This window comes from Arthrobacter sp. UNCCL28, from assembly GCF_900102805.1.
In the GTDB taxonomy this organism is placed as follows: Bacteria; Actinomycetota; Actinomycetes; order Actinomycetales; family Micrococcaceae; genus Arthrobacter; species Arthrobacter nicotinovorans_A.
On the sequence record NZ_FMWE01000004.1, the window covers coordinates 425,081 to 439,077 of the forward strand.

Sequence of the window (13,997 nt, forward strand, 5' to 3'; positions counted from 1 at the left end):
TCGACCCCGGTGCCTCAACGTCCCTAGATTGGGCATCACCAAACCACTGCTTTTCAGGAGATCCCATGCCGTCACGAGTTCCAGCCATCGCCTTCATTGGCGGCGGCCCGCGCACGGCCGGCGTCCTGGAACGGCTCGCCGCCAACCGTCCCGCCCTGTTTGCTGGTCCGCTGGAAATCCACGTCATCGAGCCCCACCAACCGGGCTCCGGGAGGATCTGGCGCTACGACCAGGATCCCGGCCTGCTGTTGAATTCCACAGCGGCGGACGTCACCATGTTCACGGACGCCTCAGTGGCCTGCGACGGTCCTTCGGTTGAGGGCCCCGGGCTCTCCACCTGGGCAGCGGGCGTGCTCGATGGCAGCATCAGGGACGTCCCCGCGTTCGAACCACACCTGCTCGACCAGCTCCGCTCGCTGACCCCCGCGTCCTTTCCCACCCGGCAACTGCAGAGCAAATATCTTGAGTGGTTCTTCCGGCGGGCTGTGTCCTCGCTTGGCCCTGACGTGACCGTAACGGTGCATCGCGACACGGCGACCGGCGTCGAGCGCTCTTCCGCGGATGGCCGCGCTGGCGGCGTCCCGGGCGTCCCGGCCGGTGGTGTCCCGGGCGGCCCGACTGGTGGTGTCCCGGGCGTACCGACTCCTGCCGTACCGACTGGCGGCGCCCCGGGCGTCCCGACTGCTGCCGTACCGGTTGCCGGGCCTGACGACGGTACGCACCGCGTGCGGTTGGCCTCCGGTGCCGAGGTGGTTGCCGACGTCGTGGTTTACGCCCTTGGCCACACAGATTCCCAGCCCGACCCCGAATCCGTCCGGCTCAGCGAATTCGCGGCCAAGCACGGAGGGTTCCATGCGGCGCCGTCGTACACCACCGATGTGGACTACTCCGCGATAGAAGCAGGGCAGGACGTGATCGTCGCCGGCATGGGCCTGGCGTTCGTGGACCTGCTGGTGCTGTTGTTCCAGGGCCGGGGCGGACGCTTCGAAGAAAGGCCCGACGGCAACCTGGACTACGTGCCCTCCGGCGCTGAACCGCGCGTCTGGGCAGGATCGCGGCGCGGAGTGCCGTACCACTCCAAGATCTCCTCCACCCTGCGCGGCGAACCGATCGCCCGCCCGCGCTACTTCACGGCAGAAGCCATTGACGCCCTGCTCGCCGTGAACCAGGAACTCGATTTCCGGGCACACCTGTGGCCGCTGATCGCCAAGGACGCCGGTTACGCCTACTACCGCGAGCTCTTCACGGGCTACCCGGAACGGGTGCTCGGGTCCTGGGCCAGCTTCGAGGTGAGGTTCGACGCCGTTGATTGGTACAGCAGCGACCGTGAGGAACTGGTGGCCTTCTCCGTGCCGGATCCTGCGCTGCGTTTGGACCTCGAAAAGCTCGACCACCCCCTGAGCGGCTGCGCTTTTGCCCACCACGAAACTGTCCAGCGCTCCGTGGCCGCCTACATCCAGCGCGATCTTGACCTCCGGACCAGTCCCGACCATTCCGAGACCCTGGCCCTCTTTACCGCCCTGCTTTTCGTGTACATGGACCTCGGGCGCCTCGTCCCGCAGGAACGGCTCAACGCCCGGTCCCAGCAGGCGATCCACGGCTGGTGGCATGGCTTCTTCAGCTTTGTGGACTCCGGTCCGCCGTCGCACCGCCTCCGGGAGATGCTGGCACTGCACCGGGCCGGTTTCCTCAAGTTCCTGGGCCCGGGCATGTGGGTCCGTGCCGATGACTCCCTTGGCAGGTTCGTGGCCGGATCATTCCAGTCGCCCGTAGTGGTTGACGCGTCCGCCTACGTTGAGGCGCGGCTGCCGTCGGCCTCGGTGGAGCGTTCCGCGAATCCTGCCCTGGCTGACCTGCACCACTCCGGAGGGGGAACCGAACAACGCCTCCTCACCTCCGAGGGCACCCATTCCACAGGAAAACTGCTGGTCTCCGGGAATCACCAGGTCCTCTCTCCTGTTGGTACTCCCCGGGAGGGTTTGTTCGCAGTGGGACCGTGGACGTCGGGTTGGGGTGCTGGAGCGTTCGCCCGGCCCAACACCAACGCGGCACCCTTCCGGGAGAACGACGCCCTGGCGCGGAGGATCCTGTCCACGGTTGCTGCCGCCCGCCCAACTGAGTCGCAGTTAATGTCGTTATGAGAGACCTCAAAACGACACTAACTGCCACCTGCTTGGGTTCCACCTACGAAAGGCCTGACATGACCACAACGCCAACCCTGCCGACGTCGGGCCTTACCGTACTCCGGCTCCCCATGCGCGATCCCCGCGTCCGCCCCCTCCTGGACGAGCTCGCCGTGGAATACAACACCCGCTACGGCGATCTGTTCAGCAGTGAAGGGGCTGCGGAGGAACTGAACCGTTACCCGGCCGAGGAGTTTGAAGCCCCGCATGGCGCATTGGTCATCATCCAGGAAAACGGCGAGTCCGTGGCAGGCGGCGCGTTCCGGCGCTACGACGAACACACCGCGGAACTGAAGCGGATCTGGACGCATTCTGCCCATCGCCGCCGCGGCCTGGCACGGCTGGTGCTGACGGAACTGGAAAATGAAGCACGACGCCGGGGCTACCGGAAGCTGTACCTCACCACCGGGCCCCGCCAGCCGGAGGCAAAAAACCTCTACCTCGCCACGGGCTACAAAGCGTTGTTCGACCTCGACGCCGACCCCGAAGACATCAAGCACTTGGCCTTCAGCAAGGATCTTCCCGTGCAGAGCTAAGCTATGCGCATGGCCAACAAATCCACCGCAACAACTGCCGAAAAACTCGCCACCATCCAGCAGGGGTACACCCTTGAAGGTGCCACCATCGAGCTGGGGGCGGCGATCGTGGACGGCGAAGTCCACAAAGAGGCCCAGGTCCGGCTTCCGCTGGCCATGATGAACAGGCACGGGCTGGTGGCAGGCGCCACCGGCACCGGCAAGACGGTCACGCTGCACATGATTGCCGAACAGTTGTCGACGGCGGGCGTTCCGGTTTTCCTCGCGGACATCAAGGGTGATCTCTCCGGATTGGCGACACCGGCCACCGGCAGTGAGAAGCTGACGGCCCGTACCTCCGCGTTGGGGCAGGTCTGGCAGGCCAAGAACTTCCCGGTGGAGTTCCTCTCGCTCGGTGGCGACGGCCACGGCATTCCCGTCCGCGCCACCATCACCTCGTTCGGGCCCATCCTGCTCTCGCGCATCATGGACCTCAACGACACCCAGGAATCCAGCCTCCAACTGATCTTCCATTTCGCGGACCAAAACAACCTGGAACTGATCGATCTCAAGGACCTGCGGGCTGTCATCCAGTTCCTGACCTCGGACGAGGGCAAGGCTGAACTTGCCAACCTTGGCGGACTGTCCAAGGCCACAGCGGGCGTGATCCTGCGCGAGCTGGTCACCCTTGAGGCGCAGGGCATGGAGAAGTTCTTTGGCGAGCCTGAGTTCGACACCGCAGAGCTCCTCCGCACGGCGCCCGACGGCCGCGGCGTCATCAGCTGCCTGGAACTGCCCACGCTGCAGACCAAGCCGTTGCTGTTCTCCACCTTCCTGATGTGGCTCCTGGCCGACCTCTTCGAAGACCTTCCCGAGGCCGGGGACCTGGACAAGCCGAAGCTGGTCTTTTTCCTGGACGAGGCCCACTTGCTGTTCAACGGTGCCTCCAAGGCTTTCCTTGAGGCCATCACCACCACGGTCAGGCTCATTCGGTCCAAGGGTGTGGGCATCTTCTTCGTCACCCAGACACCCAAGGATGTTCCGGCCGACGTCCTCGGCCAGCTGGCCAACCGCATCCAGCACGCACTGCGGGCCTTCACCCCTGAGGACGCCAAGGCCTTGAAAGCCACGGTGTCCACGTTCCCCGTCAGCGATTACGACCTCGAGGAGACACTCACCTCAGCAGGTATCGGCGAGGCCGTTGTTACCGTGATGAACGAGAAGGGCGCCCCCACCCCTGTTGCCTTGACCCGGCTCCGTGCTCCCGAGTCCGTGATGGGTCCCAGCACTGACGACCTCATCCAAGGGACCGTGGCCGCGTCCTCCCTGCTGGCAAAATACGGCACAGCCGTGGACAACCTCTCCGCTTACGAAAAACTCACGGGCAGGGACGCCGTTCCCACCGGAGATGCAGCACCCGGTTTGCCGCCGGTACCCTCCTCTTCCGGCTCCGGAACCGCCGGCACTTCCCAGTCCGACATCGACGCCGAAGCGCGCCGGATCGAGGAAGAAATCCTCGGCCGTCCAAGCTCCCGGAGCCCGCAGCCCGAGTCGTTCCCTACACCACCGGCACCCGCACCGGTTCCGCAGCAGGCTCCCGCACCGCAGGATGGCATGTTCGGCGACCTCGCCGGCGCCCTGGGAGGGGCGCTCGGTGGCGGGCTCAAGAGCATGGTCCGGTCCATGGGCACGCAGCTGGGCCGCGACCTCATGCGCGGAGTCTTCGGGACCTCTTCACGGCGTCGCCGCTAGTCCTGCCTGACTGACACAAACACGACGGCGGGCGGCAGCAACAGCTGCGGAAGCCCGCCGTCGAGCCTTCTCCAATCGCTGGACATAAGTCATTCCGATGTCTTCCTGCGCAGTGTTCGCTGCCGTGGCAGGTAACGTAAAGGGCGTGCAGTTGAGTCAAGCATTCGTCAAGACCGCAGCCGGATGGCTGCTCGGTCTGATGCTTGCTGCCGCCGGGGCCATCGTATGCATCAACCTGGTGAGCTCATCAGTGGCCAGCCCCCAACAGCCCGTCAAGGAGTATCTGACGGCCCTGCAAAAGGGCGAAGGCGAAGAAGCGCTGGGTCTCCTCCGTGCCAAAGTACCCACGTCCAACGCTGCGATGCTGGACGGCACAGCCTTGCAGACTGCCGCTTCCAAGATGTCCGACGTCAAAGTGGGAAACCCGGAATCACGGGGCAACAACCGCGTAGCCGTACCGGTCGATTACACCTTGGACGGCAGCAAGCTCCGCACCGAGTTCCTGATGGAGCGGACCGGGACGCAATGGTTGTTCTTCGCCAAATGGGCGTTTGTGCCCACCACGCTGCCCACCATCGACGTCACCGTGGTCAACGCCAGCGAGGCCACCCTGAACGGCGTGCCGGTCAATATGCCCAACGGCCGCAACACGTTCGCTGTGTTCTTCCCCGGCAAATATGAGGCCAGCCTGAACGGGACGTTCTTTGAAGCGCCGCCCACCTCCGCCCTGGTATCAACGCGCGACGGCGGCCAGGCTCCCCTGAACCTGCAGACGCGGTCGACGAAGGCCATGAACGAGGCAGTAGCCGGGAAGGTCAGGGAGTTCCTGGACACCTGCGCTGCCCAGGCTACAGAGCAGCAACGGCTCCAGCCCGATTGCCCGTTCTACCATGTCAGCAACGCCCGCGTGGTGGACGGAACCATCAAGTGGGCCATCACCGAGTACCCCAAAATCACCATCGAACCCTTCGGCGGCAAGTGGGTAGTGGCACCCCTCAACGGCAAGGCCACTCTCACCGCGAGGGAGATCAACCTCTTCACCGGGTATGTCAACGACCTCAACGTGGAGCACGACTTCAGTTTCACCACCCAACTGGACGTCGGCGGCGACACTGTGACGGTCACACCGATGCTGACGTTCTGATTTCTGGGCCTTGCCGCCGGACTGGCCCAGTTTCCCACCCCTAAGTCCCGCAATCACTGGCTGTAATGGCATGTGAGCCGCCCTAAAATGGGCTACTTCGACCACATCCGGGCCGGCCCACGCAGTAGAACTTCACGCACTTGCCCGAGCATTTTCTCCGGGGCGTACACCACTTCTTCATAGAAGAACCTCAGCACAAGCATTCCTTGCCTGATTGCTTCGTTGTCCCGCCTGCGGTCCTTCTTGAACTGGCGCGACTCCAGATGGAAAGCAATGCCGTCGAGCTCGACTATGAGGAATCCTTCAAGGAGAAAGTCGACGGTTCCTACGCCTTCTATCCACACCTGAGTCTCAGTGCGGATGCCTACGTCCCGGAAGAGAACGCGTGCCAGGGTTTCCAAGAGGGACCCCGCACCCCGGTCCACTTTGGCCAGAACCTCACGGGCCCGCCCGCCCCGGTTGCCTGGTAGATGACGGCGAAGGTAGCCGAGCCCGATGTCGCCGCGGGTGAATGCACTCTCCACCATGACCAGCGCTTCCAGCGGAGGCAAACAGAGAAGTGCGTGCAGGAGGACATCCGGCAGGGCCACATACGGCTCGATCGCTCGAGGCTGGGACAGTGACAGGCGGTGGCTGACACACCCGGCCGTACGGCGGCCGTTGCTTTGCCAGTAGTGTGGCACGGCGGGTTTGTGCAGCAACCACAGTTCATAGCGGCTCGCAGCTGATGCGCAGGTAAGCAGCGACCTACTTTTGACTGCTGCTACAAGTGTCGGATCCGCGCTCGGGAGACGCAGCACTCCCCTTTCGACGCGCACGACGCTTCCCACTCGCAATGCCGCTCGTAGGGCAGCGTCGCTGGAGCCCTGAGCCTGCAGCTGCCGCGTCAATGCAACGCCGCCCAAGCGTCGTAAGGCATCCTCGGGTTTCATCCCTCCAGCGTGCTTCTTCGGCTGCCGGGGCGGCAGGGCCGAACCAGGCTATGTGGATAACGCAAAGATAGGGACCGGCCCACTTTTGACGTCACCCACGGCATAAAAATGGCCCGGGCATTCTCCTAAGAGGTTGCCCGGGCCATTCAATGGGTGTGGCTTAGTCCATGCCGCGGAGGTCCAGCACCAGCTCCGACTCACCATCGGCCTGAAGGACTACCGGAATGCCCCAGTCCTGCTGGTAAAGGTGGCAGGCTGCGTGGTCGGGAATTTCGCCGTCTTCGGTTTCGGGCCCATCGCAGGCCGCCGCGCGGGCGGTGATGTGAAGGATGCCCTCGGGAACGTCGGCAGACAATTCCAGTGTGCGCAGCAAACCCACTGATGTGCCTCCACCGGACACCAGCAGCTCCGGTGGGGTGGACGAAATCTTCAGCTGTGTGGGGTCGCCCCAGCGGTCATCAAGCTTCTGGCCCGTGGGAGCCTTGAACCGGACTGCAAGCTGCAGGTTCCCCGGAGTCACCGGGCTCTTGGGGCGGTGCGTCTGCGATGCGCCCTCATCCACCTGCTGGGCTTCCTTGGGAATCGGGACCAGCACCAGTTGGTGTTTGTTGGACTCCACCACTACGAGCAGTGGCTCGCTGCCTTCAACCTGGACAACGACGACGTCGCTCGGCTCAGCGAGGCCCCTCGCCAAAGTGGACACAGACTTGGTTGCGGGATCGTACCGGCGAACAGCCCCGTTGTAAGTGTCGGCGATGGCCACGGAACCATCCGGGAGGACTGTAACGCCGAGTGGGTGCTGCAAGCGGGCCTCGCCGGCGTCGCCGTCACGGAACCCGAAGTCGAACAGACCCTTGCCGACAGCGGTTTCCACTGTCACTCCGGATTCGCTGAGGACCAGGCGGCGCAAGGACGAAGTTTCCGAGTCAGCCACCCAGATGTTGCCGTCTGCGTCGATGGCCAGGCCGGACGACTGGGCAAACCAGGCTTCCTCTGCCTTACCGTCCAACAACCCCTCCAGCCCGGAACCGGCAAGGATGGAGACCGCGTTGCTGATGGGGTCGAAAGCGAAGATCTGGTGGGTACCGGCCATCGCGATGATCACCCGCTGCAGCTTTTCGCTCCACACCACGTCCCACGGTGAGGAAAGTGAAACGTCCGTTCCGAGACCCAGCGCCCCGACATCGATCGCATCGGCAGCGAAGTCAGCCGGGCCGGCGTCGTGGTGTTCCGACCAAGTGCCGGCTCCGGCATCCGTCACGCGGGCAGGACCGGCGTCGAGCAACCGCTGTACACCGTTGCCCGCAACGGTCTGCACGTACCCGGAGCTGAGCGTCAGACCGCGGAGTCTGTGGTTGACGGTGTCCGCAACGACGGCGTCATAACCAAGCTTCCATGCCAGCTCCGAGGGGAGCAGCGCGATGCCTTGCGGCTCATTGAACTGTGCGATCTCCGCTTGGCCATCCAAGTAGCCCTTGGTCCCGGAACCGATGACGCGCTCCACGGTTTCAAGGTCGGGGCGGAGCTCCACCAAGCGGTGGTGTCCTGAGTCCACTACCAAGTAGTTGCCGTTGGACAGCTGGGTGGCCTTACCTGGGAAACGCAGAGTGCCCGATGTCGGCTCAGGAGCCACGTACGGGCCGTTGCCCCGGTGCAGGGTGCCCTTGGCTTCGTGCTCGGCAACGAGTTCCTCAAGCAGAACGGCGAGTCCGTCCGCGTGGCCCTCGCCGGAAAGGTGGGCAACGATGTAGCCCTCGGGGTCCACAACAACCAGGGTGGGCCACGCACGGGCCGTGTAGGCCTTCCACGTTGCGAGCTCAGGATCGTCAAGGACCGGGTGGTGGATTTCGTACCGTTCAACGGCCGATGCCAGCGCGACAGGATCCGCTTCGTGTTCGAACTTGGGCGAGTGCACGCCTACAGTCACCAGGACGTCCGAGTACTTTTCTTCAAGCGGGCGCAGCTCGTCCAGCACATGCAGGCAGTTGATGCAGCAGAAGGTCCAGAAGTCGAGCAGCACGATCTTGCCGCGCAAAGACTCGAGGTCCAAGGATTTGCCGCCCGTGTTGAGCCAGCCGCGGCCCTCCAGTTCGGAGGCCCGGACCCGGAGTTGGGTGCGTACGGTTTCGCTCATCAGCGTCCTTCCAGCTTGGTGTTTGGTTCAGTCTGCCCGGCAGGGTCTGTGGTGGTGCGTTCGGCAGTGCTGCTTTCGGCGGCCGTGCGTCCGGCAGCGCCTCCACTGGTGCGTTCGGCGGTGCTGCGTCCGGCAGCGCCTCCACTGGTGCGTTCGGCGGTGCTGCGTCCGGCAGTGCTGCTTTCGGCGGTCGTGCGTCCGGCAGGGTCTGTGGTGGTGCGTTTGGCAGTGCTGCGTCCGGCAGCCGTGCGTCCGGCAGCTTCGCCTTCGTGCTGGGCCAACCTGGACGGTTGACCTGGCTTGGAGGTCTGGGCAGTGCGGCTTGCCATCTTGGCATCTCGGTCGGCGAGCCGGGCAAACATATCGTTGTAAGCGCTCAGGTCTGCGTCATTATTCCTGTCCGCAGCCCGGTCAACACGGCGGGTTTCCCGTTCGTCCGAACGCGACCACATCACCGCCACTCCGATCGCTACCAGCAGTGTGGGTACTTCGCCGATGCCCCAGGCAACTGCACCGCCCAACTGCTGGTCCCCAATGGCCGACGGCCCCCAGGCCCTGCCCAGGTTCCCAAAGTAGTCAGCGGCCAGCAGGCCGGTACCACCCATGATGGCCACGCCAAAGAATGCATGGAAGCCCATGGTGGCCAGCAGGAGAAGCAGGCGCATCGGGTAGGGCGCACGGCGCGGAAGGGGATCGCTGCCGATCATGCTTAGCACGAAGATATAGCCGGTGAGGAGGAAGTGCACATTCATGAGCTCATGGCCCACATGCTCGCGCATAGCCAGGCCGAAGAGGTCGGAGTAGTAGAAAAGGACGATTGAACCCGCAAAGTTGGCTGCTGCGAACAACGGGTGCGTCACGATCTGCGAGAACCGGGAGTGCACAAACAGCAGCAGCCATTCCCTGAGGCCGCGTGAGCCGTGCGTTCCTTCACCCCGGGCGGGCAGTGCGCGCAAGGCCAAGGTTACCGGCGCACCAAGGACCAGGAAGATGGGGGCCACCATGGTCAACGCCATGTGATCCACCATGTGCGCCGAGAACAGCACGCGGCCATACACGGCGGGGGGACCGGAGGTGATGTAGGTCAGAACAACCAAGCCGATGAACCAGTTCACGGCCCGGAACCAGGACCACTTGTCTCCACGTTTGCGGACCTTGATGATGCCCATGATGTAGGAGACGGCACCGAACAACGCCACTCCAACCCATAGCCAATCGAAGCGCCATTCGGTCAGCCAGCGTTCCGGAGTGAGCTCGGGTGGGAGCTCATAGCCGGAGAGGATGAACGACGGCGAGGCGTCAGGGGCATAGGTGGTTGGCTGCGGCGGAGCTGAGCGTCCGAGCGCAACGGCAAGTCCCGACGTCGCGCCCATCACCAGCAGCTCAACGAGAACCAACTGCCACAGCACGCGGCGGGCGGACAGGGAACCGTTTTTGCCGAGCTGCGGGATAACCCACTGCCGGTGCATGAAGCCGATGCCGCCCAGGACCAGCGTGGCGAGGGACTTGGCTACGATGAGCTGCCCATACGGGGAGCCGAACAGGTCCGCGGGGTTCGTCACGCGGATGGCGGCATTGATGACACCGGATGCAAAGACCAGGACGAAGGCGAAGCCGGCCAGGGCCGAGAAGCGCCGCAGGGTTTGTTCGGTGATGTCCGGCATTCCCTTGCTGCGGGAACCTGTCAGGATGCCGGAGAGGACCGCCAGCATGATGATGCCGCCCACCCACGTGGACACTCCCACCAAGTGGAGTCCCAGCGAGTTGATGGCACCTTCATGATCACTGGAACTCGATGAGTGCCCGATCAACGCTGTCGGAATGAGGCCAATCAGTGCCAGCAACAGGGTGAACGCCAGCCCGGTCAAGGACCTGACACCAAAGAGGGCCGTGGTAACCACTGCGGCGATGATGGTGACGGCAAGCCAGGCCTTACCCGTCTCGATGTCCGTCATGAAGTACACCAAGGACCGGGTGAATTCAGCATCGCCGGACAGGCCCTGGCCCGCTACATCCGCATACGTCAGGACGAGTACTGCCACGGCCGACAACGTCCACACGGCTCCTGCAGCGGCGGCCACAGCAAGGGCCCGGGCAAAGGCGGGATGTTCGGGTGCGTCGGCATCCTTCTCACGGGAGCGCGACCCACCGATGTTCTTGGGCAGGATTCCGACGGCGAAGATCAAACCGCCAACCACGGTAGCCACGGAGACGTTATGTATGGCCTTCGCAAATGGAAGGCCCCAGCGGACCAATTCGCCCGGGTCCGAGACCTGCCTGGCTGACGAGGCACCGGAGTAGATCAAAGCTGCGGCCAGCGTCAGGAACAGCGCGGCCAGACCAGCAAGTTGCCATGGCAGGGAAATCCCCGCGACTGTAGTGCCTCCTGGTGCTCCCGGCTTGGGAACAGGCGAAGGGGCAGTTGCGGAATTTCTTGCTGATGGCACTCATCCATTGTCCGCTACCTGTCGCCGGGCTGCGAATCGGGAGGGTGCTATGTGGATGCAGGACGCTATGTGGAAAACAGAAGGGACGGCAACCAACAGGTTGCCGTCCCTTCAAGGCGTTCGCCGAAGAGTAATTACTTCTTCTTGGCGACAGCAGCCTTCAGCTTGGAGCCAGCGGTCAGCTTGACGCTGTGGCCGGCTGCGATCTGGATGGTCTCGCCGGTCTGCGGGTTGCGACCGGTGCGGGCTGCACGGTCGGTGCGCTCAACTGCGAGCCAGCCCGGGATGGTGATCTTTTCGCCGGCGGCGACAGAAGTCTCGAAAACTTCGAACAGTGCATCGAGCACGGAGTTGACTGCTGCCTGGCTGGTGCCAGCCTTGCCTGCTACCTCTGCAACGAGTTCACTACGGTTCTTAGCCATTTACGTCCTCCTGGACTCATACGTTTTTGAGCTTTCAAGCGGAATGCGAGCAAGCCACTGTTCGAAAACTTACCAGCTTGGGCTGACATGGCCAGCAAATTCCGCGTGTTTCCGCGCCTTTTTGACCAAAATCACCGGATTTTCGCGGTTTTTAGGGGTGCTTTACGCCCTTGGCGTACCCTAGGGCCCCGGCCGGCCCCGCAGTGTGCCCCGTCAGGACAGGATGCGCTGGAACAGAACGTGGTCCTGCCACCCTCCCGCAATCTGAAGGTAGGACGGCGCAATGCCGATCTTCTCAAAGCCCGACCGCCGCAGCACTGCCTGGGAACCTGCGTTGTGAAGCAACGTGGCGGCTTGGATCCTATGAAGACCAAGCTCCTCATCGGCCATCGATACGACGGCGGCCACCGAAGCCGATGCGTGGCCCCTGCCGACGCATTCCGCATCGATCCAGTAGCCCAGGTTGGCACTCTGGAAAGGGCCGCGAACAATGCCCGTGAGCGTAAATCGCCCCCTGGATACCACGGCTGCCGATGATGACCCACGACACTTCGCGACCGGCTGTAGAGTCCTCCGCCTTGGCTCGCAAGACAGTTTCCTGACCCTTCACCGTGAAAAACTCTTCAGAGCGGACTGGCTCCCAAGGAGCCAAATGGCTGCGGTTGCGCACGTAGGCAGCGGCCATTTCCGGGGCGTCGGACAGCTCAAGCTGGCGTAGGTGCAGCTCTTCACCGCTTCCCCCGACCACCTTGGTGGACACCCTTCTTGTCAGATTCATCCCCAGACTCTACCGGCAGTAGTCCTGCCAATTGCGCCTGCATCTTCACGGTGGTAGTTTTCGGTTGATCGTGAACTTTTGACAGGAGGTGGGACCCATGAACGCTGTACCAATAGTGGGCGCTCCCTCCAGTCCACGATCCCGCGGCTGAACCAGTCGCCATCAGGAGCGCCTTAACCCGCATTTCGCGAAAGGCACTCCCATGAATACTTCACCTTCTTCGTCCCAGTACGGGAACCCGACGGCGGCACCCAAGACGGCGGGGCACTTGCTGTCAGCCCTTTCCCAACCCGCGGAATCCCAGCCCGCCGAGTCCCTTCCGGGGGCCGATGCCGGCCCGCTGACCCGGAATTCCAGCAATGAAAAGCGTGCCCTGGTCCTCGGGGGCGGTGGATCCACAGGCAATGCATGGCTGATTGGGGTCATTGCAGGTCTTCTGGAGGCGGGGCTGGATGTCACCAGGGCCGACGTGACCGTTGGCACTTCTGCCGGTTCCACAGCAGCCGCCCAGTTGGCCGGCGCAACGCCAATCGGACTTTTCAATGCCATAGTCGAAGCTCCGACGCAGCAACGCGGGGGCACTGTGGGATCGGGACCGGTTGGTGCCGGGGCCAAACCCGTAGTGGACCACATGCAACGAACCAGCAACATCATGAACGATTCCACAGACATGGCGGATATGCGCCGGAGGTTGGGCGCAGCAGCAATCGAGATGGCCGAAGCCATGGAGGGGTCCAGCGACCGGTGGCGGGCCACGGTCGCAACCCGGCTCCCCAGCAAGGAATGGCCGGAACAGTCCATCCTCCTGACCGCAGTCGATGCCCGAACGGGCGACCCCGTGGTTTTCCACCGCGGGAGCGGTGTGGACCTGGTCGACGCTGTGGCAGCCAGTTGTGCCAGCGGTTTTGCCTACAGCATAGGCAATAACCAGTACATCGACGGCGGCTACCGTACCAACGCTGAGAACGCTGACTTGGCTGCCGGCCATGGAAGAGTCCTCGTGCTGGCTCCCTTCGGCGGACGCACCCGGACGCCGAAGGCATGGGGCATGCATCTCGCTGGCCAGGTTGAAACGCTGCGCTTAGCGGGCAGCATGGTAGAGACGGTCTTCCCGGACGCTGATTCCGAGCACTTGTTCGGCGTCAATGCCATGGACCTGTCCCTCAGGCCTGCCGCAGCCACAGCTGGCTACCTGCAGGGCAAGGCCTTGGCGGCGCGCCTGGCAGGGTTCTGGGCCTAGAGAACGCCCGGGCCGGTTGTCATCCATTTTATGGAGGCCACGCAGAATGATTACTGGGTGGCCCAGCCGGTGCTTGATGTGGTGCCTGGCCGGTGTTGTGGTGGTTAAAGGGGAAGAGCCCCGACCTGGGGTCGGGGCTCTTGCCTAATGTGTGTCCGGCGGTGTCCTACTCTCCCACACCCTCCCGGGTGCAGTACCATCGGCGCTGTGGGTCTTAGCTTCCGGGTTCGGAATGGGACCGGGCGTTTCCCCCACGCTATGACCGCCGTAACCCTGTTACCCGTCCCGGACTGACCGGACACCCTGTGTTGGGGGTGTGGTTGTCCTGGGTGGGAAGTTTGTGGTTACAACTGTGGTGCTTGGTTGTTATTCAGTTATTTGGTTGGTTCCGGCAACCCGTGGTGGGTTGTTGTTCGGGAACCACATAGTGGACGCGTGCAGTGTGTTGTG

The 13,997-nt window shown here is 63.5% G+C and carries 10 protein-coding genes, 1 rRNA gene and 1 pseudogene; 5 read left to right on the forward strand and 7 right to left on the reverse strand.

Annotated features, from left to right (window positions below):
- Window positions 1-65: 65 nt before the first annotated feature.
- The 4 genes from BLQ01_RS14320 to BLQ01_RS14335 all read left to right on the forward strand — a co-directional run bounded on the left by BLQ01_RS14320 (window position 66) and on the right by BLQ01_RS14335 (window position 5,594).
- Window positions 66-2,141, forward strand: coding sequence for an FAD/NAD(P)-binding protein (locus tag BLQ01_RS14320; RefSeq protein WP_254779455.1), 2,076 nt, complete (start codon window positions 66-68; stop codon window positions 2,139-2,141).
- Window positions 2,142-2,200: 59 nt separating this feature from the next.
- Window positions 2,201-2,719, forward strand: coding sequence for a GNAT family N-acetyltransferase (locus tag BLQ01_RS14325; protein ID WP_026547796.1), 519 nt, complete (start codon window positions 2,201-2,203; stop codon window positions 2,717-2,719).
- A 3-nt stretch (window positions 2,720-2,722) separates the two neighbouring features.
- The gene (locus BLQ01_RS14330; protein ID WP_091552442.1) at window positions 2,723-4,450 is read left to right on the forward strand and encodes a helicase HerA-like domain-containing protein; all 1,728 of its coding nucleotides are present in this window, start codon (window positions 2,723-2,725) and stop codon (window positions 4,448-4,450) included.
- Between the two features lie 97 nt (window positions 4,451-4,547).
- Window positions 4,548-5,594, forward strand: a complete 1,047-nt coding sequence (locus BLQ01_RS14335) for a hypothetical protein (RefSeq protein WP_081733459.1) — start codon at window positions 4,548-4,550, stop codon at window positions 5,592-5,594.
- 92 nt (window positions 5,595-5,686) lie between these two features.
- On the opposite strand, the gene BLQ01_RS14340 is transcribed toward BLQ01_RS14335, so the two are convergent.
- From BLQ01_RS14340 to BLQ01_RS22915, 6 genes and pseudogenes are all read right to left on the reverse strand, one after another.
- Window positions 5,687-6,277 carry an endonuclease domain-containing protein gene (locus tag BLQ01_RS14340; protein WP_254779457.1) on the reverse strand — a complete coding sequence of 197 codons (591 nt, stop codon included), beginning with the start codon at window positions 6,275-6,277 and terminating at the stop codon, window positions 5,687-5,689.
- A gap of 114 nt (window positions 6,278-6,391) precedes the next feature.
- Window positions 6,392-6,526, reverse strand: a pseudogene (locus BLQ01_RS22910) (type IV toxin-antitoxin system AbiEi family antitoxin domain-containing protein); the annotation flags it as partial.
- A 160-nt stretch (window positions 6,527-6,686) separates the two neighbouring features.
- Window positions 6,687-8,660 carry an NHL domain-containing thioredoxin family protein gene (locus BLQ01_RS14345; RefSeq protein WP_091552445.1) on the reverse strand — a complete coding sequence of 658 codons (1,974 nt, stop codon included), beginning with the start codon at window positions 8,658-8,660 and terminating at the stop codon, window positions 6,687-6,689.
- Window positions 8,660-11,020, reverse strand: a complete 2,361-nt coding sequence (locus BLQ01_RS14350; protein WP_254779463.1) for a cytochrome c oxidase assembly protein — start codon at window positions 11,018-11,020, stop codon at window positions 8,660-8,662. The genes BLQ01_RS14345 and BLQ01_RS14350 overlap by 1 nt, the downstream gene beginning before the upstream one ends.
- Window positions 11,021-11,241: 221 nt before the next feature.
- Window positions 11,242-11,529: an HU family DNA-binding protein gene (locus tag BLQ01_RS14355; protein ID WP_011776355.1), complete on the reverse strand. Its 288-nt coding sequence runs from the start codon at window positions 11,527-11,529 to the stop codon at window positions 11,242-11,244.
- A gap of 213 nt (window positions 11,530-11,742) precedes the next feature.
- On the reverse strand, window positions 11,743-12,054 hold the full coding sequence (locus BLQ01_RS22915; protein WP_309803896.1) for a GNAT family N-acetyltransferase: 312 nt from the start codon (window positions 12,052-12,054) through the stop codon (window positions 11,743-11,745).
- Between the two features lie 455 nt (window positions 12,055-12,509).
- Between BLQ01_RS22915 and BLQ01_RS14365 the strand changes: the two genes are divergently transcribed.
- Window positions 12,510-13,547, forward strand: a complete 1,038-nt coding sequence (locus tag BLQ01_RS14365) for a patatin-like phospholipase family protein (protein ID WP_091552446.1) — start codon at window positions 12,510-12,512, stop codon at window positions 13,545-13,547.
- Window positions 13,548-13,700: 153 nt separating this feature from the next.
- Here BLQ01_RS14365 and rrf read toward each other — a convergent pair.
- Window positions 13,701-13,817: ribosomal RNA gene (gene rrf / locus BLQ01_RS14370) — 5S ribosomal RNA — on the reverse strand.
- Window positions 13,818-13,997 lie beyond the last annotated feature (180 nt).